At 51.3% G+C, this 26,926-nt stretch carries 27 protein-coding genes, 2 tRNA genes, 4 rRNA genes and 1 pseudogene; 9 read left to right on the top strand and 25 right to left on the bottom strand.

The window, feature by feature from the left end; translation table 11 throughout:
* The first annotated feature begins 21 nt into the window (after nucleotides 1-21).
* The 3 genes from OLG56_RS02195 (at nucleotide 22) to OLG56_RS02185 (ending at nucleotide 4,763) form a co-directional block, all read left to right on the top strand.
* Nucleotides 22-1,179, top strand: coding sequence for an efflux RND transporter periplasmic adaptor subunit (locus OLG56_RS02195; RefSeq protein ID WP_000160383.1), 1,158 nt, complete (start codon nucleotides 22-24; stop codon nucleotides 1,177-1,179).
* An 11-nt stretch (nucleotides 1,180-1,190) separates the two neighbouring features.
* On the top strand, nucleotides 1,191-4,304 hold the full coding sequence (locus OLG56_RS02190) for an efflux RND transporter permease subunit (protein ID WP_001273283.1): 3,114 nt from the start codon (nucleotides 1,191-1,193) through the stop codon (nucleotides 4,302-4,304).
* A gap of 237 nt (nucleotides 4,305-4,541) precedes the next feature.
* Nucleotides 4,542-4,763 carry a putative periplasmic lipoprotein gene (locus tag OLG56_RS02185; protein ID WP_000825645.1) on the top strand — a complete coding sequence of 74 codons (222 nt, stop codon included), beginning with the start codon at nucleotides 4,542-4,544 and terminating at the stop codon, nucleotides 4,761-4,763.
* Between the two features lie 828 nt (nucleotides 4,764-5,591).
* On the opposite strand, the gene rrf (OLG56_RS02180) is transcribed toward OLG56_RS02185, so the two are convergent.
* From rrf (OLG56_RS02180) to OLG56_RS02150, 7 genes are all read right to left on the bottom strand, one after another.
* Nucleotides 5,592-5,707, bottom strand: a 5S ribosomal RNA gene (gene rrf / locus OLG56_RS02180).
* Nucleotides 5,708-5,746: 39 nt separating this feature from the next.
* A tRNA-Thr gene (locus OLG56_RS02175) sits at nucleotides 5,747-5,822 on the bottom strand.
* A gap of 14 nt (nucleotides 5,823-5,836) precedes the next feature.
* A 5S ribosomal RNA gene (gene rrf, locus OLG56_RS02170) occupies nucleotides 5,837-5,952 on the bottom strand.
* A gap of 191 nt (nucleotides 5,953-6,143) precedes the next feature.
* Nucleotides 6,144-9,053, bottom strand: a 23S ribosomal RNA gene (locus tag OLG56_RS02165).
* 193 nt (nucleotides 9,054-9,246) lie between these two features.
* A tRNA-Glu gene (locus OLG56_RS02160) sits at nucleotides 9,247-9,322 on the bottom strand.
* Nucleotides 9,323-9,407: 85 nt separating this feature from the next.
* Nucleotides 9,408-10,949 (bottom strand): 16S ribosomal RNA (locus OLG56_RS02155).
* Together the 16S, 23S and 5S rRNA genes with 2 tRNA genes alongside form the textbook arrangement of a ribosomal RNA operon.
* Nucleotides 10,950-11,158: 209 nt before the next feature.
* Nucleotides 11,159-11,311, bottom strand: coding sequence for a hypothetical protein (locus tag OLG56_RS02150; protein ID WP_000795911.1), 153 nt, complete (start codon nucleotides 11,309-11,311; stop codon nucleotides 11,159-11,161).
* Between the two features lie 113 nt (nucleotides 11,312-11,424).
* Between OLG56_RS02150 and OLG56_RS02145 the strand changes: the two genes are divergently transcribed.
* Nucleotides 11,425-11,979 (top strand): gamma carbonic anhydrase family protein, encoded by a 555-nt coding sequence (locus OLG56_RS02145; protein ID WP_001285635.1) that lies wholly within the window; start codon nucleotides 11,425-11,427, stop codon nucleotides 11,977-11,979.
* On the opposite strand, the gene OLG56_RS02140 is transcribed toward OLG56_RS02145, so the two are convergent.
* Genes OLG56_RS02140 through dprA form a run of 6 tightly spaced genes read right to left on the bottom strand, consistent with a single transcriptional unit; the run spans nucleotide 11,955 to nucleotide 15,747 of the window.
* On the bottom strand, nucleotides 11,955-12,212 hold the full coding sequence (locus OLG56_RS02140) for a DUF1488 family protein (protein WP_001070578.1): 258 nt from the start codon (nucleotides 12,210-12,212) through the stop codon (nucleotides 11,955-11,957). The two genes, OLG56_RS02145 and OLG56_RS02140, sit on opposite strands and share 25 nt — an antisense overlap.
* The gene (aroE, locus tag OLG56_RS02135) at nucleotides 12,209-13,027 is read right to left on the bottom strand and encodes a shikimate dehydrogenase (RefSeq protein ID WP_000451203.1); all 819 of its coding nucleotides are present in this window, start codon (nucleotides 13,025-13,027) and stop codon (nucleotides 12,209-12,211) included. The genes OLG56_RS02140 and aroE overlap by 4 nt, the downstream gene beginning before the upstream one ends.
* A 4-nt stretch (nucleotides 13,028-13,031) precedes the next feature.
* Nucleotides 13,032-13,604, bottom strand: coding sequence for an L-threonylcarbamoyladenylate synthase type 1 TsaC (gene tsaC / locus OLG56_RS02130; RefSeq protein WP_061377536.1), 573 nt, complete (start codon nucleotides 13,602-13,604; stop codon nucleotides 13,032-13,034).
* A 4-nt stretch (nucleotides 13,605-13,608) separates the two neighbouring features.
* Nucleotides 13,609-14,151 carry a DNA topoisomerase family protein gene (locus tag OLG56_RS02125; RefSeq protein ID WP_023220370.1) on the bottom strand — a complete coding sequence of 181 codons (543 nt, stop codon included), beginning with the start codon at nucleotides 14,149-14,151 and terminating at the stop codon, nucleotides 13,609-13,611.
* Between the two features lie 26 nt (nucleotides 14,152-14,177).
* A complete protein-coding gene (smg, locus tag OLG56_RS02120) occupies nucleotides 14,178-14,651 on the bottom strand; it encodes a DUF494 family protein Smg (protein ID WP_000460663.1) in 474 nt (157 codons plus the stop codon).
* On the bottom strand, nucleotides 14,623-15,747 hold the full coding sequence (gene dprA, locus OLG56_RS02115; protein ID WP_023220371.1) for a DNA-protecting protein DprA: 1,125 nt from the start codon (nucleotides 15,745-15,747) through the stop codon (nucleotides 14,623-14,625). The genes smg and dprA overlap by 29 nt, the downstream gene beginning before the upstream one ends.
* A 131-nt stretch (nucleotides 15,748-15,878) precedes the next feature.
* On the opposite strand from dprA, the gene def reads away from it, so the two are divergent.
* The 5 genes from def to mscL all read left to right on the top strand — a co-directional run bounded on the left by def (nucleotide 15,879) and on the right by mscL (nucleotide 20,645).
* Nucleotides 15,879-16,388 (top strand): peptide deformylase, encoded by a 510-nt coding sequence (gene def, locus OLG56_RS02110; protein WP_000114987.1) that lies wholly within the window; start codon nucleotides 15,879-15,881, stop codon nucleotides 16,386-16,388.
* 15 nt (nucleotides 16,389-16,403) lie between these two features.
* On the top strand, nucleotides 16,404-17,351 hold the full coding sequence (gene fmt, locus OLG56_RS02105; protein WP_001285165.1) for a methionyl-tRNA formyltransferase: 948 nt from the start codon (nucleotides 16,404-16,406) through the stop codon (nucleotides 17,349-17,351).
* A 51-nt stretch (nucleotides 17,352-17,402) separates the two neighbouring features.
* Entirely contained in the window at nucleotides 17,403-18,692 is a 1,290-nt protein-coding gene (gene rsmB / locus OLG56_RS02100; RefSeq protein ID WP_061377535.1) for a 16S rRNA (cytosine(967)-C(5))-methyltransferase RsmB, read from the top strand.
* 21 nt (nucleotides 18,693-18,713) lie between these two features.
* A complete protein-coding gene (gene trkA, locus OLG56_RS02095; RefSeq protein WP_000691374.1) occupies nucleotides 18,714-20,090 on the top strand; it encodes a Trk system potassium transporter TrkA in 1,377 nt (458 codons plus the stop codon).
* 141 nt (nucleotides 20,091-20,231) lie between these two features.
* A complete protein-coding gene (gene mscL / locus OLG56_RS02090) occupies nucleotides 20,232-20,645 on the top strand; it encodes a large-conductance mechanosensitive channel protein MscL (protein ID WP_000008119.1) in 414 nt (137 codons plus the stop codon).
* A 1-nt stretch (nucleotide 20,646) separates the two neighbouring features.
* Here the strand turns inward: mscL and OLG56_RS02085 are convergent.
* The 12 genes and pseudogenes from OLG56_RS02085 to rpmD all read right to left on the bottom strand — a co-directional run.
* Nucleotides 20,647-20,850, bottom strand: a pseudogene (locus OLG56_RS02085) (alternative ribosome-rescue factor A); the annotation flags it as partial.
* A gap of 57 nt (nucleotides 20,851-20,907) precedes the next feature.
* A complete protein-coding gene (gene zntR / locus OLG56_RS02080) occupies nucleotides 20,908-21,333 on the bottom strand; it encodes a Zn(2+)-responsive transcriptional regulator (RefSeq protein ID WP_000285585.1) in 426 nt (141 codons plus the stop codon).
* Nucleotides 21,334-21,343: 10 nt separating this feature from the next.
* A complete protein-coding gene (locus tag OLG56_RS02075; RefSeq protein ID WP_000266515.1) occupies nucleotides 21,344-21,712 on the bottom strand; it encodes a DnaJ family domain-containing protein in 369 nt (122 codons plus the stop codon).
* 107 nt (nucleotides 21,713-21,819) lie between these two features.
* Nucleotides 21,820-22,203, bottom strand: a complete 384-nt coding sequence (rplQ, locus tag OLG56_RS02070; protein ID WP_001216370.1) for a 50S ribosomal protein L17 — start codon at nucleotides 22,201-22,203, stop codon at nucleotides 21,820-21,822.
* Between the two features lie 40 nt (nucleotides 22,204-22,243).
* The gene (locus OLG56_RS02065) at nucleotides 22,244-23,233 is read right to left on the bottom strand and encodes a DNA-directed RNA polymerase subunit alpha (RefSeq protein ID WP_001162094.1); all 990 of its coding nucleotides are present in this window, start codon (nucleotides 23,231-23,233) and stop codon (nucleotides 22,244-22,246) included.
* A 25-nt stretch (nucleotides 23,234-23,258) separates the two neighbouring features.
* On the bottom strand, nucleotides 23,259-23,879 hold the full coding sequence (rpsD, locus tag OLG56_RS02060) for a 30S ribosomal protein S4 (protein ID WP_000135226.1): 621 nt from the start codon (nucleotides 23,877-23,879) through the stop codon (nucleotides 23,259-23,261).
* Between the two features lie 33 nt (nucleotides 23,880-23,912).
* Nucleotides 23,913-24,302 (bottom strand): 30S ribosomal protein S11, encoded by a 390-nt coding sequence (gene rpsK, locus OLG56_RS02055; protein ID WP_001029758.1) that lies wholly within the window; start codon nucleotides 24,300-24,302, stop codon nucleotides 23,913-23,915.
* A 16-nt stretch (nucleotides 24,303-24,318) separates the two neighbouring features.
* Complete coding sequence (rpsM, locus tag OLG56_RS02050) at nucleotides 24,319-24,675, bottom strand: 30S ribosomal protein S13 (protein ID WP_000090780.1); 357 nt, start codon at nucleotides 24,673-24,675, stop codon at nucleotides 24,319-24,321.
* A gap of 146 nt (nucleotides 24,676-24,821) precedes the next feature.
* Nucleotides 24,822-24,938, bottom strand: a complete 117-nt coding sequence (rpmJ, locus tag OLG56_RS02045; protein ID WP_000868187.1) for a 50S ribosomal protein L36 — start codon at nucleotides 24,936-24,938, stop codon at nucleotides 24,822-24,824.
* A gap of 31 nt (nucleotides 24,939-24,969) precedes the next feature.
* Nucleotides 24,970-26,301, bottom strand: a complete 1,332-nt coding sequence (gene secY, locus OLG56_RS02040; RefSeq protein ID WP_001118864.1) for a preprotein translocase subunit SecY — start codon at nucleotides 26,299-26,301, stop codon at nucleotides 24,970-24,972.
* A gap of 7 nt (nucleotides 26,302-26,308) precedes the next feature.
* Nucleotides 26,309-26,743 (bottom strand): 50S ribosomal protein L15, encoded by a 435-nt coding sequence (gene rplO, locus OLG56_RS02035; protein WP_001238917.1) that lies wholly within the window; start codon nucleotides 26,741-26,743, stop codon nucleotides 26,309-26,311.
* A gap of 3 nt (nucleotides 26,744-26,746) precedes the next feature.
* Nucleotides 26,747-26,926, bottom strand: coding sequence for a 50S ribosomal protein L30 (gene rpmD, locus OLG56_RS02030; protein WP_001140434.1), 180 nt, complete (start codon nucleotides 26,924-26,926; stop codon nucleotides 26,747-26,749).

The following is a 26,926-nucleotide window of genomic DNA, read 5'->3' as shown; positions in this document are numbered from 1 at the left end:
TCGGTTTTTTAAGGAACAGTAATGACGAAACATGCCAGGTTTTCACTCCTGCCCTCATTCATCATATTCTCTGCTGCGCTGCTGGCCGGTTGTAATGACCAGGGAGATACCCAGGCTCATGCCGGCGAGCCGCAAGTCACCGTCCATGTGGTCGAAACAGCGCCGCTAGCCGTAACGACCGAACTTCCCGGACGTACGTCCGCATTTCGCATTGCGGAAGTTCGCCCCCAGGTGAGCGGGATCGTGCTTAAAAGAAACTTCACCGAAGGTAGCGATGTAGAGGCCGGGCAGTCGCTTTATCAGATCGATCCTGCCACCTATCAGGCCGATTATGACAGCGCTAAAGGCGAACTTGCTAAAAGCGAAGCGGCTGCGGCTATCGCGCACCTGACGGTCAAACGCTATGTTCCACTGGTCGGCACAAAATATATCAGCCAACAGGAATATGATCAGGCGATTGCCGACGCCCGCCAGGCCGATGCCGCCGTTGTGGCGGCAAAAGCCGCTGTTGAAAGCGCGCGTATTAACCTTGCGTATACCAAAGTCACCTCGCCCATCAGCGGGCGTATAGGAAAATCTAATGTGACTGAAGGCGCGCTGGTGACTAATGGTCAGTCAACTGAACTGGCTACCGTGCAACAACTCGACCCGATTTATGTCGACGTGACGCAATCAAGCAACGACTTTATGCGACTCAAGCAATCCGTCGAACAAGGTAACCTGCATAAAGACAGCGCCAGTAGCACGGTTCAACTGGTAATGGAAAATGGTCAGGTCTACCCGATTAAAGGCACGCTGCAATTTTCCGACGTTACCGTAGATGAAAGCACCGGCTCTATCACGCTCAGGGCAGTTTTCCCTAACCCGCAACACAGTCTGCTTCCCGGTATGTTTGTGCGCGCCCGCATTGATGAAGGCGTCCAGCCCAATGCCATCCTTGTCCCCCAGCAGGGCGTAACCCGCACGCCGCGCGGCGACGCAATGGTGATGGTGGTTAACGATAAAAGCCAGGTTGAAGCCCGCAATGTCGTGGCGGCTCAGGCTATTGGCGATAAATGGCTCATCAGCGAAGGGTTAAAACCGGGCGATAAGGTCATCGTCAGCGGCTTACAAAAAGCGCGACCGGGCGTCCAGGTGAAAGCCACTACCGATGCTCCTGCAGCGAAAACGGCGCAATAAGGTAACCGTACATGGCAAACTTTTTTATTAGACGTCCTATTTTCGCCTGGGTTCTGGCCATTATCCTGATGATGGCGGGCGCACTGGCAATAATGCAACTTCCCGTTGCGCAGTATCCAACCATTGCGCCGCCAGCGGTTTCTATTTCTGCAACCTATCCTGGCGCGGATGCGCAGACGGTACAGGATACGGTTACTCAGGTTATCGAACAAAATATGAACGGTATCGATAACCTGATGTATATGTCCTCTACCAGCGACTCTGCTGGTAGCGTGACCATCACCCTGACCTTCCAGTCCGGAACCGATCCGGATATCGCGCAGGTTCAGGTGCAAAATAAATTGCAGCTCGCCACGCCTTTACTGCCGCAAGAAGTCCAGCAGCAGGGGATTAGCGTTGAAAAGTCCAGCAGCAGCTTTTTGATGGTCGCCGGGTTCGTCTCGGATAATCCGAACACTACCCAGGACGACATCTCTGACTATGTCGCCTCTAACATTAAGGATTCTATCAGCCGTCTGAATGGTGTGGGCGACGTTCAGCTATTTGGCGCACAGTACGCCATGCGTATCTGGCTGGATGCGAATCTGCTAAATAAATACCAGCTCACGCCAGTTGACGTCATCAACCAGTTAAAAGTACAGAACGACCAGATTGCGGCAGGCCAACTGGGCGGCACGCCAGCATTACCGGGCCAGCAGCTTAACGCCTCAATCATCGCCCAAACGCGTCTGAAAGATCCGGAAGAGTTCGGCAAAGTTACGTTGCGCGTCAATACCGACGGCTCTGTCGTCCATCTCAAAGATGTCGCGCGTATTGAGCTTGGCGGTGAAAACTATAACGTTGTAGCGCGCATTAACGGTAAACCGGCCTCCGGTCTCGGTATTAAACTGGCGACCGGCGCTAACGCGCTGGATACCGCAACCGCAATCAAAGCAAAACTGGCAGAACTGCAGCCTTTCTTCCCTCAGGGAATGAAGGTGGTTTATCCTTATGACACAACGCCCTTCGTAAAAATATCTATCCACGAAGTGGTAAAAACGCTGTTTGAAGCGATTATTCTGGTGTTCCTGGTAATGTATCTGTTCTTACAGAATATCCGGGCAACCCTGATTCCTACCATCGCTGTTCCTGTCGTATTGCTAGGCACTTTTGCGGTACTCGCCGCCTTTGGCTATTCCATCAATACCCTGACGATGTTCGGCATGGTACTGGCGATAGGACTGTTGGTTGACGATGCGATAGTGGTCGTAGAAAACGTTGAACGTGTAATGATGGAGGATAACCTTTCTCCCCGAGAGGCGACGGAAAAATCCATGTCGCAGATTCAGGGAGCGCTGGTTGGTATCGCGATGGTACTGTCTGCGGTATTTATCCCGATGGCCTTTTTTGGCGGCTCGACCGGGGCAATTTATCGCCAGTTCTCTATTACTATTGTTTCAGCAATGGCGCTATCCGTTCTGGTTGCGTTGATTCTGACGCCAGCGCTATGCGCTACGCTCCTTAAACCCGTATCAGCTGAACATCACGAGAAAAAAAGCGGCTTCTTTGGCTGGTTCAATACCAGGTTTGACCACAGCGTTAACCACTATACTAACAGCGTAAGCGGCATCGTGCGTAATACGGGTCGCTATCTCATTATCTATCTACTTATTGTAGTCGGAATGGCGGTTCTGTTTTTACGCCTCCCGACCTCCTTCCTGCCGGAAGAAGATCAGGGGGTATTCCTGACCATGATTCAGCTCCCCTCTGGCGCTACGCAAGAACGTACGCAGAAAGTGCTGGATCAAGTCACTCATTACTACCTGAATAATGAAAAAGCGAACGTCGAAAGCGTGTTTACCGTAAACGGCTTTAGCTTTAGCGGTCAGGGACAAAACTCAGGGATGGCATTTGTCAGCCTTAAACCCTGGGAAGAGCGTAACGGTGAAGAAAATAGCGTCGAAGCCGTTATCGCCAGAGCGACACGCGCCTTTAGCCAGATTCGCGACGGGTTGGTGTTCCCCTTCAACATGCCGGCAATTGTCGAGTTAGGTACCGCGACAGGTTTCGACTTTGAACTGATTGATCAGGGAGGACTCGGTCACGATGCGTTAACAAAAGCGCGTAATCAACTGCTGGGTATGGTCGCGAAGCATCCTGATCTATTAGTGCGCGTACGCCCGAATGGGCTGGAAGACACGCCACAGTTCAAGCTGGATGTCGATCAAGAAAAAGCGCAGGCGCTCGGTGTTTCGCTGTCTGATATCAACGAAACCATCTCCGCGGCGTTGGGCGGCTATTACGTTAACGACTTTATCGATCGCGGACGAGTGAAAAAAGTATACGTTCAGGCTGACGCTCAGTTCCGTATGCTGCCGGGAGATATCAACAATCTTTATGTTCGCAGCGCCAATGGCGAGATGGTGCCCTTCTCTACCTTTAGCTCAGCACGGTGGATTTATGGTTCGCCACGCCTGGAACGCTATAACGGGATGCCGTCAATGGAACTGCTCGGCGAAGCAGCACCTGGACGAAGCACCGGTGAAGCCATGTCGTTAATGGAAAACCTGGCTTCACAGCTGCCAAACGGTATTGGCTATGACTGGACAGGTATGTCGTATCAGGAACGGTTGTCAGGTAACCAGGCGCCGGCGCTTTACGCAATCTCACTCATTGTCGTTTTCCTCTGCCTTGCCGCTCTGTATGAAAGCTGGTCAATTCCGTTCTCGGTAATGCTGGTCGTACCGCTCGGCGTGGTTGGCGCTCTGCTTGCAGCGTCATTGCGCGGTCTGAACAATGACGTTTACTTCCAGGTTGGCTTGTTAACCACTATTGGCCTTTCTGCTAAAAACGCCATCCTGATTGTCGAGTTCGCCAAAGATCTCATGGAAAAAGAAGGACGTGGATTGATTGAAGCGACGCTGGAAGCATCCCGTATGCGTTTACGTCCTATTCTAATGACCTCGCTGGCCTTTATTCTCGGGGTAATGCCGTTAGTTATCAGTCGTGGCGCAGGTAGTGGGGCACAGAACGCAGTAGGCACAGGGGTTATGGGGGGAATGTTAACCGCAACCTTATTAGCTATCTTCTTCGTGCCAGTATTCTTCGTTGTTGTAAAACGCCGATTTAATCGCCATCATGATTAACCGGTAAACAGAGGCGTCTTCGGACGCCTTTTTAAACGGTACGTCTTTATCTCCGCTATTCCTCCCTCTCCGCTTACTTTTGCATTCTCCATAGTTTTTACAATTCACATGAATTGAGATGATTCCTCATGTCGGCCATTTTTTCTGTGGTGGTAAAATAACTCTCGTTTTCGCAGCGGTTAGAGCCAGCATTTACGTTGTTGTACTTCGCGAAACGCTGATTAATGAGGTAACACCATGAAAAGACTAATCCCAGTTGCATTGCTTACCACCTTATTGGCAGGTTGTGCACATGATTCTCCCTGCGTACCGGTTTATGACGATCAAGGGCGGCTGGTTCATACCAATACATGTATGAAAGGTACTACGCAGGATAACTGGGAGACAGCAGGCGCTATTGCTGGCGGCGCTGCGGCGGTAGCAGGGTTGACGATGGGTATCATTGCGCTTTCTAAATGATACATGCAGGCGCGGCAATGCCGCGCTTTCAGTAATAATATAAAGGTCGTAAGGATACTCAGCGACGTAATCTGTTCAGCCTATCCCCCGAAAGTTAACACGATAAAACGCTCTCTTTTCTTACTCGCCCATCCCGATGGTATTTATTCTATTCCTTGTCCGATGCAGACAAAATTGTAGCTTGATAGCATCGTAAGCCGCATTACAAACAGGCTTTATACAGTAAGACTTAGAGCGTGGTCATTAGGCGTAATTATTACAGACTGTCTGGATAAAAACCGGAGCATACACGTAATACATGAGGATTTTGAGCACTGTCCCAGGGCCAAACTGGCAAATAAAATAGCCTAATGGACCAGATTCTTAGTCCTCAGCGAATATCTCTATTGCTTATTAGAGGCGTAAGTAAAAGCCGTTTGTACATCTACTTCAGCACGGTTCACATTCGATGGTTCAGGCGGATATATGGCGGGAAATCACGTTTACTAAAACGGTTTTTATCCACCCTACGAAGATGTTATATACCCAAAATAATTCAAGTTGCTTAAAGGCGGCAAGGGAGTGAGTCCCCAGGAGCATAGATAACTATGTGACTGGGGTGAGCGACAAATCTGCCGGGAGCAGATTTGAACGTCGCGTGCGACGGCCCGTCAGGGCAAGGCCCATGAATGGGCCGAGTAATCCGTAGCCAACACATAAGCGACTTGAAGTATGAAGGGTATAAACCAAATATAAAACGCGTCGGCGCCATTATCCGATAACTTTTTCCATAGAAAGATAAATGCAAAAAGGCCCAATCTTTCGATTGGGCCTTTTGCTTTATTTGATGTCTGGCAGTTCCCTACTCTCGCATGGGGAGACCCCACACTACCATCGGCGCTACGGCGTTTCACTTCTGAGTTCGGCATGGGGTCAGGTGGGACCACCGCGCTACTGCCGCCAGACAAATTCTTTTTCAAATGCCGAACTTTAACCGTATTAAGTGGTGCTGATACCCAGAGTCGAACTGGGGACCTCACCCTTACCAAGGGTGCGCTCTACCAACTGAGCCATATCAGCACACTAAATTTGATGCCTGGCAGTTCCCTACTCTCGCATGGGGAGACCCCACACTACCATCGGCGCTACGGCGTTTCACTTCTGAGTTCGGCATGGGGTCAGGTGGGACCACCGCGCTACGGCCGCCAGGCAAATTCTTTGTGCTCTGTCCTGTGTCTTTTACGCTGATACGGCGTTGGCTGCTCTTGCGAACGTCAGTCACATACTTCTGTATGCTCCTTCCGTCGCCGCGTTTGCCGCCTTGTCTCAGCGAAAAATCCTTCGGACTCTGAATCTGAGCTGAAAATCATCTCTCATCCGCCAAAACATCTTCGGCGTTGTAAGGTTAAGCCTCACGGTTCATTAGTACCGGTTAGCTCAACGCATCGCTGCGCTTACACACCCGGCCTATCAACGTTGTCGTCTTCAACGTTCCTTCAGGAGACTCTAAGTCTCAGGGAGAACTCATCTCGGGGCAAGTTTCGTGCTTAGATGCTTTCAGCACTTATCTCTTCCGCATTTAGCTACCGGGCAGTGCCATTGGCATGACAACCCGAACACCAGTGATGCGTCCACTCCGGTCCTCTCGTACTAGGAGCAGCCCCCCTCAGTTCTCCAGCGCCCACGGCAGATAGGGACCGAACTGTCTCACGACGTTCTAAACCCAGCTCGCGTACCACTTTAAATGGCGAACAGCCATACCCTTGGGACCTACTTCAGCCCCAGGATGTGATGAGCCGACATCGAGGTGCCAAACACCGCCGTCGATATGAACTCTTGGGCGGTATCAGCCTGTTATCCCCGGAGTACCTTTTATCCGTTGAGCGATGGCCCTTCCATTCAGAACCACCGGATCACTATGACCTGCTTTCGCACCTGCTCGCGCCGTCACGCTCGCAGTCAAGCTGGCTTATGCCATTGCACTAACCTCCTGATGTCCGACCAGGATTAGCCAACCTTCGTGCTCCTCCGTTACTCTTTAGGAGGAGACCGCCCCAGTCAAACTACCCACCAGACACTGTCCGCAACCCGGATCACGGGTCCACGTTAGAACATCAAACATTAAAGGGTGGTATTTCAAGGCCGGCTCCATGCAGACTGGCGTCCACACTTCAAAGCCTCCCACCTATCCTACACATCAAGGCTCAATGTTCAGTGTCAAGCTATAGTAAAGGTTCACGGGGTCTTTCCGTCTTGCCGCGGGTACACTGCATCTTCACAGCGAGTTCAATTTCACTGAGTCTCGGGTGGAGACAGCCTGGCCATCATTACGCCATTCGTGCAGGTCGGAACTTACCCGACAAGGAATTTCGCTACCTTAGGACCGTTATAGTTACGGCCGCCGTTTACCGGGGCTTCGATCAGGAGCTTCGCTTGCGCTGACCCCATCAATTAACCTTCCGGCACCGGGCAGGCGTCACACCGTATACGTCCACTTTCGTGTTTGCACAGTGCTGTGTTTTTAATAAACAGTTGCAGCCAGCTGGTATCTTCGACTGACTTCAGCTCCGTGAGTAAATCACTTCACCTACATGTCAGCGTGCCTTCTCCCGAAGTTACGGCACCATTTTGCCTAGTTCCTTCACCCGAGTTCTCTCAAGCGCCTTGGTATTCTCTACCTGACCACCTGTGTCGGTTTGGGGTACGATTTGATGTTACCTGATGCTTAGAGGCTTTTCCTGGAAGCAGGGCATTTGTTGCTTCAGCACCGTAGTGCCTCGTCATCACGCCTCAGTGTTAAAGTGAACCGGATTTACCTGGAACACACACCTACACGCTTAAACCGGGACAACCGTCGCCCGGCCAACATAGCCTTCTCCGTCCCCCCTTCGCAGTAACACCAAGTACGGGAATATTAACCCGTTTCCCATCGACTACGCCTTTCGGCCTCGCCTTAGGGGTCGACTCACCCTGCCCCGATTAACGTTGGACAGGAACCCTTGGTCTTCCGGCGAGCGGGCTTTTCACCCGCTTTATCGTTACTTATGTCAGCATTCGCACTTCTGATACCTCCAGCAACCCTCACAGGCCACCTTCACAGGCTTACAGAACGCTCCCCTACCCAACAACACATAGTGTCGCTGCCGCAGCTTCGGTGCATGGTTTAGCCCCGTTACATCTTCCGCGCAGGCCGACTCGACCAGTGAGCTATTACGCTTTCTTTAAATGATGGCTGCTTCTAAGCCAACATCCTGGCTGTCTGGGCCTTCCCACATCGTTTCCCACTTAACCATGACTTTGGGACCTTAGCTGGCGGTCTGGGTTGTTTCCCTCTTCACGACGGACGTTAGCACCCGCCGTGTGTCTCCCGTGATAACATTCTCCGGTATTCGCAGTTTGCATCGGGTTGGTAAGCCGGGATGGCCCCCTAGCCGAAACAGTGCTCTACCCCCGGAGATGAATTCACGAGGCGCTACCTAAATAGCTTTCGGGGAGAACCAGCTATCTCCCGGTTTGATTGGCCTTTCACCCCCAGCCACAGGTCATCCGCTAATTTTTCAACATTAGTCGGTTCGGTCCTCCAGTTAGTGTTACCCAACCTTCAACCTGCCCATGGCTAGATCACCGGGTTTCGGGTCTATACCCTGCAACTTAACGCCCAATTAAGACTCGGTTTCCCTCCGGCTCCCCTATTCGGTTAACCTTGCTACAGAATATAAGTCGCTGACCCATTATACAAAAGGTACGCAGTCACACCCCAAAGGGTGCTCCCACTGCTTGTACGTACACGGTTTCAGGTTCTTTTTCACTCCCCTCGCCGGGGTTCTTTTCGCCTTTCCCTCACGGTACTGGTTCACTATCGGTCAGTCAGGAGTATTTAGCCTTGGAGGATGGTCCCCCCATATTCAGACAGGATACCACGTGTCCCGCCCTACTCATCGAGCTCACAGCATATGCGCTTTTGTGTACGGGGCTGTCACCCTGTATCGCGCGCCTTTCCAGACGCTTCCACTAACACACATGCTGATTCAGGCTCTGGGCTCCTCCCCGTTCGCTCGCCGCTACTGGGGGAATCTCGGTTGATTTCTTTTCCTCGGGGTACTTAGATGTTTCAGTTCCCCCGGTTCGCCTCATTAACCTATGGATTCAGTTAATGATAGTGTGACGAATCACACTGGGTTTCCCCATTCGGGTATCGCCGGTTATAACGTTATTTCATATATCACCTTACCGGCGCTTATCGCAGATTAGCACGCCCTTCATCGCCTCTGACTGCCAGGGCATCCACCGTGTACGCTTAGTCGCTTAACCTCACAACCCGAAGATGTTTCTCGCGATTCATCATCGTGTTGCGAAAATTTGAGAGACTCACGAACAACTTTCGTTGTTCTGTGTTTCAATTTTCAGCTTGATCCAGATTTTTAAAGAGCAAATATCTCAAACGTGACTCGTAAGTCAGTTTTGAGATATTAAGGCAGGTGACTTTCACTCACAAACCAGCAAGTGGCGTCCCCTAGGGGATTCGAACCCCTGTTACCGCCGTGAAAGGGCGGTGTCCTGGGCCTCTAGACGAAGGGGACGTATCAGTCTGCTTCGCAAGACGCCTTGCTATTTACTTTTCATCAGACAATCTGTGTGAGCACTGCAAAGTACGCTTCTTTAAGGTAAGGAGGTGATCCAACCGCAGGTTCCCCTACGGTTACCTTGTTACGACTTCACCCCAGTCATGAATCACAAAGTGGTAAGCGCCCTCCCGAAGGTTAAGCTACCTACTTCTTTTGCAACCCACTCCCATGGTGTGACGGGCGGTGTGTACAAGGCCCGGGAACGTATTCACCGTGGCATTCTGATCCACGATTACTAGCGATTCCGACTTCATGGAGTCGAGTTGCAGACTCCAATCCGGACTACGACGCACTTTATGAGGTCCGCTTGCTCTCGCGAGGTCGCTTCTCTTTGTATGCGCCATTGTAGCACGTGTGTAGCCCTGGTCGTAAGGGCCATGATGACTTGACGTCATCCCCACCTTCCTCCAGTTTATCACTGGCAGTCTCCTTTGAGTTCCCGACCTAATCGCTGGCAACAAAGGATAAGGGTTGCGCTCGTTGCGGGACTTAACCCAACATTTCACAACACGAGCTGACGACAGCCATGCAGCACCTGTCTCACGGTTCCCGAAGGCACATTCTCATCTCTGAAAACTTCCGTGGATGTCAAGACCAGGTAAGGTTCTTCGCGTTGCATCGAATTAAACCACATGCTCCACCGCTTGTGCGGGCCCCCGTCAATTCATTTGAGTTTTAACCTTGCGGCCGTACTCCCCAGGCGGTCTACTTAACGCGTTAGCTCCGGAAGCCACGCCTCAAGGGCACAACCTCCAAGTAGACATCGTTTACGGCGTGGACTACCAGGGTATCTAATCCTGTTTGCTCCCCACGCTTTCGCACCTGAGCGTCAGTCTTTGTCCAGGGGGCCGCCTTCGCCACCGGTATTCCTCCAGATCTCTACGCATTTCACCGCTACACCTGGAATTCTACCCCCCTCTACAAGACTCAAGCCTGCCAGTTTCGAATGCAGTTCCCAGGTTGAGCCCGGGGATTTCACATCCGACTTGACAGACCGCCTGCGTGCGCTTTACGCCCAGTAATTCCGATTAACGCTTGCACCCTCCGTATTACCGCGGCTGCTGGCACGGAGTTAGCCGGTGCTTCTTCTGCGGGTAACGTCAATTGCTGTGGTTATTAACCACAACACCTTCCTCCCCGCTGAAAGTACTTTACAACCCGAAGGCCTTCTTCATACACGCGGCATGGCTGCATCAGGCTTGCGCCCATTGTGCAATATTCCCCACTGCTGCCTCCCGTAGGAGTCTGGACCGTGTCTCAGTTCCAGTGTGGCTGGTCATCCTCTCAGACCAGCTAGGGATCGTCGCCTTGGTGAGCCGTTACCTCACCAACAAGCTAATCCCATCTGGGCACATCTGATGGCAAGAGGCCCGAAGGTCCCCCTCTTTGGTCTTGCGACGTTATGCGGTATTAGCCACCGTTTCCAGTAGTTATCCCCCTCCATCAGGCAGTTTCCCAGACATTACTCACCCGTCCGCCACTCGTCAGCAAAGCAGCAAGCTGCTTCCTGTTACCGTTCGACTTGCATGTGTTAGGCCTGCCGCCAGCGTTCAATCTGAGCCATGATCAAACTCTTCAATTTAAAAGTTTGATGCTCAATGAATTAAACTTCGTAATGAATTACGTGTTCACTCTTGAGACTTGGTATTCATTTTTTCGTCTTGCGACGTCAAGAATCCGTATCTTCGAGTGCCCACACAGATTGTCTGATAAATTGTTAAAGAGCAGGTGCGACGCGGCTTTCAGCTCACCGTCGCGAGGTGGCGTATATTACGCTTTCCTCTTTCAGAGTCAACCCTGAATTTCAGGATTTTTCTCTTCAACCGACCGGCTGTTTGTGTGAAGTGATTCACATCCGCCGTGTCGATGGAGGCGCATTATAGGGATCCCATTTTTTTGCACAAGCGTTTTTTGGATCTTTTTTTCTGTTTGTTGATTTTTCATCCCTTTCGCTCCATTCCTGCACAAAGTGACGATTTTTTGATGCTATCTCCCCTTGCACAACGCCATTAAAGCAACCAAAGTCTTCATGACTATTCATTTATGATGAGGTAGACATGTCTGACACATTACGTCCTTATAAGGATCTTTTTCCTGAAATCGGTCAGCGCGTGATGATCGATACCAGCAGCGTGGTTATTGGCGATGTCCGTCTGGCGGATGATGTCGGGATCTGGCCGCTTGTGGTGATTCGCGGCGATGTGAATTACGTTGCGATAGGGGCTCGTACGAACATTCAGGATGGCAGCGTTCTTCACGTAACCCACAAGTCTCCATCCAATCCACACGGCAACCCATTAATCATTGGCGAAGATGTTACCGTTGGCCATAAAGTTATGCTGCACGGCTGTACCATCGGTAACCGCGTACTGGTCGGTATGGGCTCCATTGTGCTGGATGGTGCGATAATAGAAGATGACGTAATGATTGGCGCGGGAAGCCTGGTGCCGCAGCACAAACGGCTGGAAAGCGGCTATTTATATCTTGGCAGTCCGGTAAAACAGATCCGCCCCCTGAGCGATGCTGAGAGATCGGGTCTGCAGTACTCCGCCAATAACTATGTAAAATGGAAAGACGACTATCTTTCTCAGGATAACCATATCCAACCGTGATCGTCTTCCTGCTGGGCCAGGATTAATGCTTCCGCCTCTTCTTCCAGGTCCCAGCGATACTCACGAAAAATGGCCAGCCATTGCTCCACTGTTTCTCCACCAAAGCGATACGCCAGTACATCTTTTTTTATTGCACACGTGAGTTGCATCCCATTGACCATGGCGGGAAAGATGACAGCGCTGGCGGCAGTATCCCATTCTTCGCGGTCAGGAAATTGTATGGCCTGGTTCACGCTAATAATTCCTGCTGTAGCAGCTCAATCACTGGCTCGACCTGCGGTAATACACCGTGCCAAAGCAAAACGGCGTGTGCAGCCTGCCCCACCAGCATTCCCAGCCCATCTGCGTAACGTTTTGCGCCCTGTTGTACACACCAGGAGAGAAATGGCGTATTCCCTTTTTGATAGAACATGTCATAGCAACAGAGGGAAGGGTGAATAAGTGACGCCGGAATCGCCGGGATTTCGCCCCGTATGCCGCTGGAGGTCGCATTAATAATCAGGTCAAACTCACAACTATCCAGCTTGTCCATATCCATGGCATGAACGCTGCCGGTATGAGCAAAGATTTTCGCCAACGCTTCGGCACGCGAAGCTGTACGGTTGGTGATAGTGACCGCGCAATCCAAAGAAAGCAGAGGTAACAGCACGCCCCGGGATGCGCCGCCCGCGCCAATCAGCAAAATACGCCATCCTGGGCGGATAAAATTTAAACGTTTGAGATCGCTTAATAAACCGATACCGTCAGTATTGTCGCCAAGCAAACGACCATCTTCCAGCCGTTTTAATGTATTGACTGCTCCCGCCAGCGATGCTCGTTCCGTTAACTCATCCGATCGCGCAAACGCCTCCTCTTTAAAAGGTACTGTGATGTTTGCGCCTTTTCCCCCTGCCGCGAAAAAGGCATCAAGCGTATTAATGAAATTATTAATAGGGGCCAGCACGCGACCATAGGGGTGAACAATATCTAGCTGCTGAGCAAACTGCTGATGAATAAATGGCGATTTGCTGTGAGCAATCGGATTTCCAAAAACAGCATAGGTTTCCATCATATTACCCCTGTCGAAACAGTTCGCCCGTCAGAGCATCGCGAATTTCTGAAGGATTTAAACGCCCACCCGTTGCGCCTTCAACCACCGGAAAATCATCGCCAAATTGCGCACGTACCTCTTCAACGGTACGACATGGCGGTAATCCGCTCAGATTGGCGCTGGTGGAAACCAGCGGTTTGCCATACGCATTGCATAGCGCGACCACCAGCGGGTGGTTGGTAACACGAACGGCCAGGGAATCAAAACGTCCCGTGAGCCACCGCGGCGTTGTCGCGGGCGCAGGAAAAACAAACGTTACCGGCCCGGGCCAGCAATCAAATACCGCTTTACGCTGTGCGGCGGTAAGTATGCTGTCATCAATATAAGGTTTTAACTGCTCAAAGCTGGCGGCAATCAAAATGAGTCCCTTATCGACGGGCCGTTGTTTTAATGCCAACAGGCGCGTAACGGCTGTTTCACTATCGGGATCGCAGCCGACGCCGAAAACGGCTTCTGTTGGATAAGCGATGACATTTTCTTTATCCAGGAGATCTACCGCCGCGGCGATAGCTCCTGTTGGCAGGTTATTATTCACTTGTTTATTCCACCGGAACCGGCTTTCCACATTGTTTACTGGCGCAAAAGCGCTTCGCGCCCTGCGCGGTTTTCTTTTCGATGAGTAGCGGATAATGGCACTCGGGGCATTCCCCCGCAACCGGTGTGAAGTTAATGACGAACTGACATTCCGGGTAGCGATCGCAGGAATGAAAGATTTTTCCGTAACGAGAACGGCGCTGGACCAAATGTCCTTGCTGGCAGGCTGGACAGGCAATCGCCGTTTCATCCGGTTTATCAATAACCACTGTATGTTCACATTGCGGATACTGACTGCATCCGATGAACATGCCAAAGCGCCCCTGACGCAACACCAGTACGGCGCCACACTCAGGACACAGTTGCCCCTCCAGAATTTTAACGATATGTCCGTCCGCCTGACTTTTCAGCGGACGAACGTAATCGCATTCCGGATAGCGAGAACAGCCGAGAAACGGACCACGTTTCCCGGAACGAATTACCAGTTCGGCCCCGCACTGCGGGCAGGGCTCATTGTTACGCACCGAAAACAGTGCTGATTTAGCCATATTCACTCATGCAGCATTAACACCTATCAATGCAGCATACCTTCATTTACCTCAAAGAGTAATTCTTCCATTTGCTGATAGGCGTTTTCACAGCCCGGAATGTTGAATAACACCATCAAAATAACCCATTTCAAGTCTTCCAGGTCAAACTCTGCGGTATCCAGCGCCAGCACACGCTCAATCACCATTTCTCGTGTTTCGAGGTTTAGCACCTGAATCTGCTCAAGGAATAACAGGAACCCCCGGCAACTGGCATCAAGCCTTTCACACTCTTCAACCGTATAAATGCGCATTGAAAGAGGGTCGGAAGCAAGTTGCATGGGTTCCGCGAGGCCATCCTGATAGTCAGCGAGTTTTTCCAGCCACAGCAGCGCATTGTAGATGTCTTCGCGATCAAACCCAGCGTCGGTGAGATCACGCTCCAGTCTGTCCTGATCCACGCGCAGCTCGGCTTCGTTATGGATGTATGTTTCAAACAAATACATTAGTACGTCGAACATGGCTTGCCCTCCTTAATCGGACATAGCCGCCGGGTACAGCTGCGATCCATCCTGCTAACTCCAGTTCGAGTAGCTGAGCCACTACCGCTGGCACAGGTTGGCCGGCACGTTCAGCGACGACGTCAACAGGTGTTACCTCATCTCCTACGTTAGCCAGGAGCTCAGGAAATGGCAATGCCGCCTCATCCTGATTTAGTGAATAAAGTGAATTTTCCGCCGTAGTTGGCAACCAGTGTAAGCCGTATTGCAAATTTTCCAGAATATCCTCCGGCGTCGTCACAAGCGTAGCCCCTTGTTTAATTAACCAGTGCGTGCCTTCGCTTCCCGGACTACCGATAGGACCTGGTAATGCAAAAACGTCCCGCCCCTGTTCAAGCGCGCAGCGCGCCGTCACCAACGAACCGCTGCGCAACGCCGCCTCAATCACCAGCACGCCTTTGCTCAGTCCGCTGATGATACGGTTTCTGCGAGGAAAATTTTGCGGTAGCGGAGGCGTTGAAAGCGGAAATTCTGAGATCACTGCGCCGCCAGTGGCAATCACGTTTTCAGCCAGCACGGCATGTCGGCGAGGATAAATCTTTGCCAAACCATTCCCTAACACCGCTACACTTTTTCCCCCCATACTCACCGCGGCGTTGTGTGCTACGCCATCAATTCCCCGGGCAAGGCCGCTGGTGATCGTCAAACCGCTTTTCGCAAGGCTTTCGCAAAGCAGACGTCCCCAGCGTTCTCCATACCAGGAGTGGCTCCGGCTCCCTACGACGGCAAGTTGGCAGGTATGCAGACAGGCAGGATCGCCGTCAATAAAAATAGCGCCGGGATAATCGTCAATAGCACGCAGTTGGGGAGGATAAATCTCACTATCCGCACACAGAAAATGGTGCTGCGGTAGTTCAAGCCAGCGTAACGTCTCATCAAGCACACCTGCTGGAAGCTGTAAAAAACGTTCAGCCTGCCGCGCGGTAAGACCAGCCTCCTGAAGGTGCGTGCGATTTATCTGAGGCTGGCGAATAAGCGAGTTCGCCATGTTCAACATCGCCTCGCCATAAAGGTCGCCGACGTACATTAAACGTAACCAAATTTCGGTACGGGCCATCCTTTCCCTCCCCTGCCACAAGCAGTCTGAACAATCTTTGCGATTGGTCACTGATGCTGTCAATCAGGTGGGGATTTGTCTAGAATAGAGGTAATAATCTTTTCAACTCCTGAACACAACTCTGGATAATTATGTCAGTTTTGCAAGTGTTACATATTCCGGACGAGCGCCTTCGCAAAGTCGCAAAGCCGGTTGAAGAAGTGAATGCAGAAATTCAGCGTATCGTCGATGATATGTTCGAAACGATGTACGCGGAAGAAGGTATCGGTCTGGCCGCAACGCAGGTCGATATCCACCAGCGGATCATCGTGATTGACGTTTCGGAAAACCGCGACGAGCGCCTGGTACTCATTAACCCGGAATTGCTGGAGAAAAGTGGCGAAACGGGTATAGAAGAAGGCTGTCTGTCGATTCCGGAACAGCGCGCTTTAGTGCCGCGCGCCGAGAAAGTGAAAATCCGCGCGCTGGATCGCGACGGCAACCCGTTTGAGCTTGAAGCGGATGGTTTACTGGCAATCTGCATTCAGCATGAGATGGATCATCTGGTCGGTAAACTGTTTATCGATTATTTGTCGCCGCTGAAGCAACAACGTATTCGTCAGAAAGTAGAAAAACTCGACCGCCTGAACGCCCGGGCTTAAAGGACAAGAACCAACGTGTCAGATTCACTACGTATTATTTTTGCGGGTACACCTGACTTTGCAGCGCGTCATCTCGACGCGCTGTTAACTTCTGGACATAACGTTGTCGGCGTATTTACCCAACCCGATCGTCCAGCAGGTCGCGGCAAAAAGTTGATGCCCAGCCCGGTAAAAGTGCTGGCGGAAGAAAAGGGCCTGCCCGTTTTCCAGCCCGTGTCGCTTCGTCCTCAGGAAAACCAGCATCTGGTTGCTGACTTACATGCCGACGTCATGGTTGTCGTAGCATATGGTCTGATTCTCCCAAAGGCAGTGCTGGATATGCCCCGTCTCGGATGTATCAACGTTCACGGTTCGCTGCTTCCACGCTGGCGTGGCGCGGCGCCTATTCAGCGCTCACTCTGGGCAGGCGATGCGGAAACCGGCGTCACAATTATGCAGATGGATGTAGGGCTGGATACCGGCGACATGCTGTATAAACTTGCGTGCCCGATTACCGCAGAAGATACCAGTGGCTCACTGTATAATAAGTTGGCTGAACTTGGCCCGCAGGGGTTAATTACCACACTAAAACAACTGGCGGACGGCACAGCGACGCCTGAAGCGCAGAATGAAGCGCTGGTTACTCATGCGGAAAAGCTCAGTAAAGAAGAAGCGCGTATTGACTGGTCTCTCTCCGCAGCACAGCTGGAGCGTTGCATTCGCGCCTTTAATCCGTGGCCAATGAGCTGGCTGGAAATCGACGGCCAGCCGGTAAAAGTCTGGCAGGCGTCCGTCATTGAGGACGCCACGCAGTCGCTGCCGGGAACCATTCTGGCCGCGACGAAACAGGGCATTCAGGTTGCAACAGGCAAGGGGATATTAAATTTGCTTTCGCTTCAGCCTGCCGGCAAAAAAGCGATGAGCGCCCAGGATCTGTTAAATTCACGCCGGGAATGGTTTATTCCTGGTAACCGTCTTGCCTGACGGTCACGTCTTTATACGCCCGGTGTTACCGGGCATTTTTATTTTATACATATGAAAAAACAAAACAATTTACGTAGTCTGGCAGCACAGGCCGTTGAACAGGTCGTCGAGCAGGGACAATCATTAAGTAATGTGCTCCCGCCGCTGCAACAAAAAGTCGCCGATAAAGACAAAGCGCTACTTCAGGAGCTGTGCTTTGGCGTCCTGCGCACCCTTTCACAGCTGGAATGGCTGATCAATAAGCTGATGTCTCGTCCAATGACCGGCAAGCAGCGTACTGTGCATTACTTAATTATGGTCGGCTTTTATCAGTTGCTGTACACCCGCGTCCCTCCCCATGCGGCGCTGGCTGAAACCGTTGAAGGCGCGGTCGCCATCAAACGTCCGCAGTTGAAAGGGTTAATTAACGGCGTCCTGCGCCAGTTCCAGCGCCAGCAGGAAACGTTGCTTAATGAGTTTGCGACCAGCGATGCGCGCTTTTTACATCCAGGTTGGCTGGTAAAGCGTTTGCAAAATGCTTACCCCACACAGTGGCAACGCATTATTGATGCGAATAACCAGCGTCCGCCTATGTGGCTACGTGTAAATCGTACACACCATACCCGCGACGGTTGGCTTGGCTTACTTGAAGACGCAGGCATGAAGGGATATCCCCATCCCGATTATCCCGACGCTGTACGTCTGGAAACGCCAGCTCCGGTACATGCTTTACCCGGTTTTGCTGAGGGTTGGGTAACTGTCCAGGATGCCTCTGCGCAGGGATGTGCGGTTTTTCTCGCTCCTCAGAACGGTGAGCACATTTTAGACTTGTGCGCCGCGCCCGGCGGTAAAACCACGCATATTCTCGAAGTGGCCCCCGAAGCAGACGTGTTGGCGGTTGATATTGATGAACAGCGGCTCTCCCGCGTTTACGACAACCTAAAGCGTCTTGGGATGAAAGCGACAGTTAAACAAGGGGATGGACGTTATCCCGCCCAATGGTGCGGCGAGCAGCAGTTTGACCGTATTCTGCTGGATGCGCCCTGCTCCGCAACCGGCGTCATTCGCCGTCATCCAGATATCAAATGGCTGCGTCGCGATAGCGATATCGCGGAACTGGCGCAATTACAGGCGGAAATTCTTGATGCCGTCTGGCCGCGCCTGAAGCCCGGCGGGACGCTGGTTTACGCCACCTGCTCCGTACTGCCGGAAGAAAACCGCGATCAGATCAAAGCCTTTTTGCAACGCACTCCCGATGCCGCACTCAGCGAAACGGGAACACCTGATCAGCCAGGACAGCAAAATCTGCCGGGCGGCGAAGAAGGTGATGGGTTCTTTTACGCTAAGCTAATCAAGAAGTGATGAGATAACGGGCCACGACTGATGAAAATTATCATACTGGGCGCAGGGCAAGTTGGCGGAACACTGGCGGAAAACCTGGTCGGCGAAAACAACGACATCACGGTGGTTGATACCAACGGCGAACGGTTACGCAGTTTGCAAGATAAGTTCGATCTACGCGTAGTTCAGGGGCATGGTTCGCATCCCCGCGTGTTGCGCGAAGCGGGCGCTGACGATGCGGATATGCTGGTCGCTGTCACCAGTTCAGATGAAACTAATATGGTTGCCTGTCAGGTAGCCTATTCACTCTTCAACACTCCAAACCGTATCGCTCGCATTCGCTCCCCGGACTATGTTCGCGATGCGGATAAACTCTTTCATTCTGAAGCGGTTCCGATTGATCATCTGATCGCGCCGGAGCAGTTGGTTATCGATAATATTTATCGTCTGATCGAGTATCCGGGAGCATTACAGGTTGTAAACTTTGCCGAAGGGAAAGTCAGTCTGGCAGTAGTTAAAGCCTACTATGGCGGTCCACTAATAGGTAACGCGCTCTCGACAATGCGAGAGCATATGCCGCATATCGATACCCGCGTTGCCGCAATTTTCCGCCATGACAGACCAATCCGCCCTCAGGGCTCAACTATCGTGGAAGCAGGGGATGAAGTCTTCTTTATTGCGGCTTCACAGCACATTCGTGCAGTAATGAGCGAATTACAGCGTCTGGAAAAACCCTACAAGCGCATCATGCTGGTGGGCGGCGGCAATATCGGCGCCGGGCTGGCAAGGCGTCTGGAAAAAGACTATAGCGTTAAATTGATCGAACGCGATCAACAACGCGCCGCAGAACTGGCTGAGAAGCTGCAAAACACGATCGTCTTTTTTGGCGACGCTTCCGATCAGGAATTGCTGGCGGAGGAGCATATTGATCAGGTCGATCTCTTTATCGCGGTCACTAACGATGATGAAGCCAATATCATGTCTGCGATGTTGGCTAAGCGGATGGGCGCCAAAAAAGTGATGGTGCTGATTCAGCGTCGCGCTTATGTCGATCTTGTGCAGGGTAGCGTTATAGATATTGCGATTTCTCCGCAGCAGGCCACCATCTCTGCATTACTGAGTCATGTGCGTAAAGCAGATATCGTCGGCGTTTCCTCACTACGTCGCGGGGTTGCCGAAGCCATCGAAGCCGTCGCGCACGGCGATGAAAGCACTTCCCGCGTGGTTGGCCGCGTCATTGACGAAATTAAACTGCCGCCAGGCACCATTATTGGCGCGGTCGTTCGCGGTAATGATGTCATGATTGCTAATGACAATTTGCGCATTGAACAAGGCGATCACGTCATTATGTTTTTGACCGATAAAAAGTTTATTACCGACGTCGAACGTCTGTTCCAGCCAAGTCCTTTCTTCCTCTAATTTAAGGGGCGCTCATTCAGCGCCCTTTTTAATTCCCTTTATTTATCAAGGTTTAATTTATTTCGCTAAACAGAAGCCGTAAATGGAAAATGCCTTAGCATTTGTTAAACTTATAACGTCAGCTGCATAGGGAGAATAAAAATGAGTTTTATTAAAGAATTTCGCGAATTCGCGATGCGCGGGAATGTTGTGGATTTGGCAGTGGGTGTCATTATTGGCGCGGCATTCGGTAAGATTGTTTCTTCACTGGTTGCCGATATCATTATGCCGCCGTTGGGATTGTTAATCGGCGGGATCGACTTTAAACAATTTGCTTTTACGTTACGCGAAGCGCAGGGAGATATTCCGGCGGTCGTCATGCATTACGGCGTGTTTATCCAGAACGTATTTGATTTTGTGATTGTGGCCTTTGCTATCTTTGTTGCCATTAAGCTTATCAACAGACTCAACCGTAAAAAAGCAGAAGAGCCGGCAGCTCCGCCAGCGCCTTCTAAAGAGGAAGTGTTATTGGGCGAAATCCGCGATCTGCTGAAAGAACAAAATAACCGTTCTTAATAAGCAGAAGGCCAGTGGTAAAAAAGTCACTTACTTTCTTGCCACTGGCCTCCCAGTTCCCTCGATTACCGTGTTTACCTTTACGCAGATAACTTCCTTTGCCTTTCTTATTTTTTTCAACGCGTTGCCTGAACAGTGGATCATGCAGTAATGCCTCAATGGCATTGTCCTTTATCTGCCCTTTCTTATGTTGATAACGACTCATAATGTCTCCCGATTGTATAAATTAACGGCGCGAGTGTAGCCCCGCCGGTTCAATAAATCAACATCCTGATTTCGCTCCACTGGCCCCCTGCTCCAGGGCTTCCAGAATGGAACAATAGACGCTACTGTGGGCCGTTCCGCAACAAGCATCATTAAGCCTTTGTAACGAACGCTGCATCGTTTGCAGTTCCGCAATCCTGGCTTCAACCTCCTGCAATCGCTCTTGCACAATACTTTTTGACTCCTGACAGGTATGGTGCTCAGGATCAATTCGGATCGATAAAAGTTCGCGGATCGAGTCGAGCGTGAAACCCAACTGTCGCGCATAACGAATAAATTTGAGACGCTGCAGATCGTTTTCGGTATACAGACGAAACCCGCCTTCAGTACGTACCTCATGATCCATCATCTGCTGTTTTTCATAGTAGCGAATGGTATCAGGCGTTACGTCTGCCAGCTTTGCCAGCTCACCAATGCGATACATACAAGCTCCGTTAATTATCGTTGATTTTATGCAGCAGTTTTTCTGCATACTCACCGTGTAAAAAGTCGGTACTCAACCCAGCCTGCCGAAGTTTTAGTTCAAGCAGCGAGAGCTGGCGACTAACCTGATGGTATCGAGGGTCATCTTCCCGGATACTGTTGAGGATATCAAGTAACTGAATAGCGTCTCTGCGCTGCTCCAGTTCAGGGGGAAGACAGCCCGCATTCTTGAGTAAGCGATAACCCGCACGAAGTTCCGCCGGCACATGAGAATCATCATCCAGAATAAGCGGCTCGCCGCGGCCAGGCAGATTATCAAACTCGCCTTTACGCTGTGCCTCGATAATATGACGCTCTGCCCACTGGTCAAGTAACCACATACGTCGCTCCAGGGATTGAACGAAAAGAATACAATTATTGTAGATATATGGGGTTCAGGAGGGTATAAAAAAACCCGCCGAAGCGGGTTTTTTTACGTTACTACAGATTACTCTGCAGCAGCTTCTGTTTTCTCTGAACGATCAACCAGCTCGATGTATGCCATCGGCGCGTTGTCGCCTGCACGGAAGCCACACTTCAGAATGCGAGTGTAACCACCGGCGCGGCTCGCGAAACGCGGGCCCAGCTCGTTAAACAGTTTTGCCACGATCTCGTTATCACGAGTACGGGCGAATGCCAGACGACGATTAGCAACGCTATCAGTCTTGGCAAGAGTAATCAGCGGCTCAACTACGCGACGCAGCTCTTTCGCTTTAGGCAGGGTCGTCTTGATGATTTCATGACGAACCAGTGAACCTGCCATGTTGCGGAACATAGCCTGGCGATGGCTGCTGTTGCGGTTCAGTTGACGACCACTCTTACGATGGCGCATGACCTTATCCTTCTCAGTAAAACCTTAACCTGTGATCCGGTTACTCGTCAGCGATGCTTGCCGGTGGCCAGTTTTCCAGGCGCATACCCAGAGACAGTCCACGGGAAGCCAGCACGTCTTTAATCTCGGTAAGAGATTTTTTACCCAGGTTAGGCGTCTTAAGAAGCTCAACCTCGGTACGCTGTACCAGATCACCGATATAGTGGATAGCTTCTGCCTTGAGGCAGTTAGCAGAGCGGACAGTCAATTCCAGATCGTCAACAGGGCGCAGCAGGATCGGATCGAATTCTGGTTTCTCTTCTTTCACTTCCGGTTGACGTACATCACGTAAATCAACGAAAGCTTCCAGTTGTTCAGCCAGGATGGTTGCCGCACGACGAATCGCCTCTTCAGGATCGATTGTGCCGTTGGTTTCCATTTCGATGACCAGCTTGTCCAGGTCGGTACGCTGTTCTACACGCGCTGCTTCAACATTGTAGGCAATACGCTCTACAGGGCTGTAGCAGGCGTCGACCAGCAGACGGCCGATTGGGCGCTCATCTTCTTCCGAATGAATTCGGGTAGAAGCCGGCACATAACCACGACCGCGCTGAACTTTGATACGCATACTAATAGACGCGTTTTCATCGGTCAGGTGGCAGATCACGTGCTGCGGCTTGACGATTTCGACATCCCCATCATGGGTGATATCGGCTGCAGTCACAGGGCCAATGCCAGATTTATTCAAGGTAAGAATAACTTCATCTTTACCCTGAACTCTCACCGCCAGCCCTTTCAGGTTGAGCAGGATTTCCAGGATGTCTTCCTGAACGCCTTCTTTGGTGCTGTACTCATGTAGTACACCATCAATCTCAACCTCGGTCACCGCGCAACCCGGCATCGATGAGAGCAGAATACGGCGCAGTGCGTTACCCAGAGTATGGCCGAAGCCACGCTCTAAAGGCTCAAGGGTCACCTTGGCGTGCGTCGAACTCACTTGCTCGATATCTACCAGGCGCGGTTTTAGAAACTCTGTCACAGAACCCTGCATTGTGTCCTCTCTTTGGTACTAAGCTTTACTTGGAGTAAAGCTCGACGATCAGGTGTTCGTTAATGTCCGCAGACAGATCAGAACGCTCAGGCTTACGCTTGTACGTACCTTCCATCTTGCCAGCATCAACTTCCAGCCAGGTTGGCTTTTCACGCTGCTCAGCCAGCTCCAGAGCGGCTTTCACGCGAGACTGCTTCTTCGCTTTCTCACGAATGCTAACAACGTCATTCGGACTAACCTGATAAGAAGCGATGTTAACAACACGACCGTTTACCATAATTGCTTTATGGCTAACCAGCTGACGTGCTTCTGCACGAGTGGCGCCGAAGCCCATACGGTATACAACGTTGTCCAGACGACCTTCCAGCAGAGCCAACAGGTTTTCACCGGTGTTGCCTTTCAGACGTGCTGCTTCTTTGTAGTAGTTACGGAACTGACGCTCCAGCACACCGTAAATGCGGCGAACTTTTTGCTTTTCACGCAACTGCACACCATAGTCAGACAGACGCGGCTTACGCGCACCGTGCTGGCCAGGAGCTTGTTCAATTTTACACTTGGTATCGATCGCGCGAACGCCAGACTTAAGGAATAAGTCGGTGCCCTCACGACGGCTCAGCTTGAGCTTAGGACCCAAATATCTTGCCATTTTCTTTCTCCAACTAACCTGGAAAACGAAGCGTTATACGCGACGTTTTTTCGGCGGACGACAACCGTTATGAGGGATCGGAGTCACATCAGTAATATTAGTGATGCGGAAACCAGCGGCGTTCAGAGCACGAATAGTAGATTCGCGGCCTGGACCCGGACCTTTAACCATAACTTCCAGATTCTTGATACCGTATTCTTTCACGGCGTCAGCGCAACGCTCTGCTGCAACCTGAGCTGCAAACGGAGTGGATTTGCGAGAACCACGGAAACCGGAACCACCGGCTGTTGCCCAACCCAGCGCATTACCCTGACGATCGGTAATAGTCACGATGGTGTTGTTGAAAGAAGCATGGATATGAGCCACGCCGTCAGAGACTTGTTTTCTTACACGTTTACGTGCGCGAACTGGTGCCTTTGCCATTATTCAATCACCCCGATTATTTCTTGATCGGTTTGCGCGGACCCTTACGGGTACGAGCGTTGGTCTTGGTACGCTGACCGCGAACCGGGAGACCACGACGATGACGCAAACCGCGATAGCAACCAAGATCCATCAGGCGCTTGATGCTCATGCTGATTTCACGGCGCAGATCACCTTCAACGACAAATTTGGCAACTTCGTCACGCAGCGTGTCGATTTGTTCTTCAGACAGCTCACTGATCTTAACATTTTCAGCGATACCCGCTGCAGCCAGGATGGCTTTAGAACGGGTCTTGCCGACACCGTAGATCGAAGTTAACGCGATCACGGCGTGTTTCTGATCAGGAATGTTAATGCCTGCTATACGGGCCACTATGCACTCCTACTATTTAATATGTACGTACCATGCTGAAAAGCCCGTTTTCAGGATACTCAAATGGAAACGTACAGACATACAAAAGATTGGCTGGCTAATCTAGCCAGCTCAACCCAACTTTGCAAGAAAAATATGCGAAAAAATCAGCCTTGGCGCTGTTTATGCTTCGGCTCGGCACTGCAAATCACACGGATGACACCATCACGCTTAACGATTTTGCAGTTACGGCATAATTTCTTGACGGAAGCACGAACTTTCATTTTTACTCTCCGTAACTTCTCAGGCGACCAATTAACGGCCGTAGCCTTTCAGGTTCGCCTTCTTCAATGCAGACTCATACTGACTGGACATCATCAGAGTTTGCACTTGAGCCATAAAGTCCATAATCACGACAACAACGATAAGCAGTGAGGTCCCACCGAAGTAGAACGGCACTTTCATTGCATCACGCATGAACTCCGGGATCAGGCAGATAAAGGTAATATACAGCGCACCAACCAGGGTCAGGCGGGTCATTACTTTATCGATATACTTCGCCGTTTGCTCTCCCGGACGAATTCCTGGTACAAATGCACCGGACTTCTTCAGGTTATCTGCTGTTTCACGCGGGTTGAAAACCAACGCCGTGTAGAAGAAACAGAAGAAGATGATTGCAGACGCATAGAGTAACACATAAAGCGGTTGCCCAGGCTGCAAATACAGCGAAATTGTTGTCAGCCAGTTCCAACCAGTACCGCCCCCGAACCATGACGCGATGGTCGCCGGGAACAGAATAATACTGGAAGCGAAGATTGCCGGGATTACCCCCGCCATATTCACTTTCAGCGGTAAATGTGTGCTCTGTGCAGCATAGACACGACGACCTTGCTGACGTTTGGCGTAGTTTACCACAATACGGCGTTGACCACGTTCAACGAATACTACAAAGAACGTCACTGCAAATACTAATACTGCAACCAACAGCAACACGAGGAAGTGCAGGTCGCCTTGACGCGCTTGCTCGATAGTATGGGCAATGGCTGGCGGGAGTCCCGCAACGATACCAGCGAAGATGATGATTGAGATACCGTTACCGATACCGCGCTCAGTAATCTGTTCGCCGAGCCACATCAGGAACATGGTTCCTGTAACCAGACTTACAACAGCGGTGAAATAGAATGCAAAGCCTGGATTCATCACCAGGCCCTGCATACCAGGCATATTCGGCAAACCGGTAGCAATACCGATCGACTGGAATATCGCCAGCACCAGAGTACCGTAACGGGTGTACTGGCTGATCTTACGACGACCAGACTCCCCTTCTTTCTTAATTTCTGCCAGCGTTGGATGAACCACCGTCAACAGCTGGATAATGATCGACGCCGAAATATACGGCATGATCCCCAGGGCAAAGATAGAAGCACGGCTGAGAGCACCACCAGAGAACATGTTGAACATTTCAATGATGGTGCCTCGCTGTTGCTCAAGCAGTTTGGCAAGTACAGCGGCATCAATACCAGGGATCGGAATAAAAGAGCCAATACGGAACACAATCAGCGCGCCGATAACAAACAGCAGTCTGCGTTTCAGCTCACCTAAGCCACCTTTGGCACTTTGAAAATCTAATCCCGGTTGTTTAGCCATCTGCTACTTATTCCTCGATTTTACCGCCAGCAGCTTCGATAGCAGCACGAGCGCCTTTAGTAACACGCAGGCCACGAACAGTTACCGGAGTAGTGACTTCGCCAGCCAGGATCACTTTCGCGAACTCGATCTGGATACCGATAATGTTTGCCGCTTTCAGCGTGTTCAGGTCTACAACGCCGCCTTCTACTTTCGCCAGGTCAGACAGACGAACTTCGGCTGTAATCGCTGCTTTGCGAGAAGTGAAGCCGAATTTCGGCAGACGACGGTACAGAGGCATCTGACCACCCTCAAAACCGCGACGTACGCCACCGCCAGAACGAGACTTCTGACCTTTGTGACCACGACCACCGGTTTTACCGAGGCCAGAACCGATACCACGACCCAGGCGTTTACCCGCCTTTTTGGAGCCTTCGGCCGGAGACAGAGTATTTAAACGCATCTCTTACTCCTCAACTTTAACCATGAAGGAAACCGCGTTGACCATACCACGAACAGCAGGAGTATCCTCGCGCTCTACGGTGTGGCCAATACGACGCAGACCCAGGCCAAGCAGCGTTGCCTTGTGTTTCGGCAGACGACCGATTGCACTGCGGGTTTGAGTAATTTTAATAGTCTTTGCCAT

Source organism: Salmonella sp. 2018103, from assembly GCF_026247685.1.
In the GTDB taxonomy this organism is placed as follows: Bacteria; Pseudomonadota; Gammaproteobacteria; order Enterobacterales; family Enterobacteriaceae; genus Salmonella; species Salmonella enterica.
The sequence above is the reverse complement of the archived record's forward strand: the minus strand, read 5'-3'. Positions and strand labels throughout refer to the sequence as shown.

Bases quoted from the DNA above. Each gene is read 5' to 3' on its own strand.
- rpsD (WP_000135226.1), bottom strand. From the start codon at position 23,879: ATGGCAAGATATTTGGGTCCTAAGCTCAAGCTGAGCCGTCGTGAGGGC.
- rplO (WP_001238917.1), bottom strand. From the start codon at position 26,743: ATGCGTTTAAATACTCTGTCTCCGGCCGAAGGCTCCAAAAAGGCGGGT.
- rsmB (WP_061377535.1), top strand. From the start codon at position 17,403: ATGAAAAAACAAAACAATTTACGTAGTCTGGCAGCACAGGCCGTTGAA.
- mscL (WP_000008119.1), top strand. From the start codon at position 20,232: ATGAGTTTTATTAAAGAATTTCGCGAATTCGCGATGCGCGGGAATGTT.
- def (WP_000114987.1), top strand. From the start codon at position 15,879: ATGTCAGTTTTGCAAGTGTTACATATTCCGGACGAGCGCCTTCGCAAA.
- smg (WP_000460663.1), bottom strand. From the start codon at position 14,651: ATGTTCGACGTACTAATGTATTTGTTTGAAACATACATCCATAACGAA.
- OLG56_RS02195 (WP_000160383.1), top strand. From the start codon at position 22: ATGACGAAACATGCCAGGTTTTCACTCCTGCCCTCATTCATCATATTC.
- rpmD (WP_001140434.1), bottom strand. From the start codon at position 26,926: ATGGCAAAGACTATTAAAATTACTCAAACCCGCAGTGCAATCGGTCGT.
- zntR (WP_000285585.1), bottom strand. From the start codon at position 21,333: ATGTATCGCATTGGTGAGCTGGCAAAGCTGGCAGACGTAACGCCTGAT.
- OLG56_RS02185 (WP_000825645.1), top strand. From the start codon at position 4,542: ATGAAAAGACTAATCCCAGTTGCATTGCTTACCACCTTATTGGCAGGT.
- secY (WP_001118864.1), bottom strand. From the start codon at position 26,301: ATGGCTAAACAACCGGGATTAGATTTTCAAAGTGCCAAAGGTGGCTTA.
- dprA (WP_023220371.1), bottom strand. From the start codon at position 15,747: ATGGCCCGTACCGAAATTTGGTTACGTTTAATGTACGTCGGCGACCTT.
- rpmJ (WP_000868187.1), bottom strand. From the start codon at position 24,938: ATGAAAGTTCGTGCTTCCGTCAAGAAATTATGCCGTAACTGCAAAATC.
- aroE (WP_000451203.1), bottom strand. From the start codon at position 13,027: ATGGAAACCTATGCTGTTTTTGGAAATCCGATTGCTCACAGCAAATCG.
- rplQ (WP_001216370.1), bottom strand. From the start codon at position 22,203: ATGCGCCATCGTAAGAGTGGTCGTCAACTGAACCGCAACAGCAGCCAT.
- trkA (WP_000691374.1), top strand. From the start codon at position 18,714: ATGAAAATTATCATACTGGGCGCAGGGCAAGTTGGCGGAACACTGGCG.
- OLG56_RS02145 (WP_001285635.1), top strand. From the start codon at position 11,425: ATGTCTGACACATTACGTCCTTATAAGGATCTTTTTCCTGAAATCGGT.
- OLG56_RS02125 (WP_023220370.1), bottom strand. From the start codon at position 14,151: ATGGCTAAATCAGCACTGTTTTCGGTGCGTAACAATGAGCCCTGCCCG.
- OLG56_RS02065 (WP_001162094.1), bottom strand. From the start codon at position 23,233: ATGCAGGGTTCTGTGACAGAGTTTCTAAAACCGCGCCTGGTAGATATC.
- OLG56_RS02190 (WP_001273283.1), top strand. From the start codon at position 1,191: ATGGCAAACTTTTTTATTAGACGTCCTATTTTCGCCTGGGTTCTGGCC.
- OLG56_RS02075 (WP_000266515.1), bottom strand. From the start codon at position 21,712: ATGTGGTTACTTGACCAGTGGGCAGAGCGTCATATTATCGAGGCACAG.
- rpsK (WP_001029758.1), bottom strand. From the start codon at position 24,302: ATGGCAAAGGCACCAGTTCGCGCACGTAAACGTGTAAGAAAACAAGTC.
- OLG56_RS02150 (WP_000795911.1), bottom strand. From the start codon at position 11,311: ATGAAAAATCAACAAACAGAAAAAAAGATCCAAAAAACGCTTGTGCAA.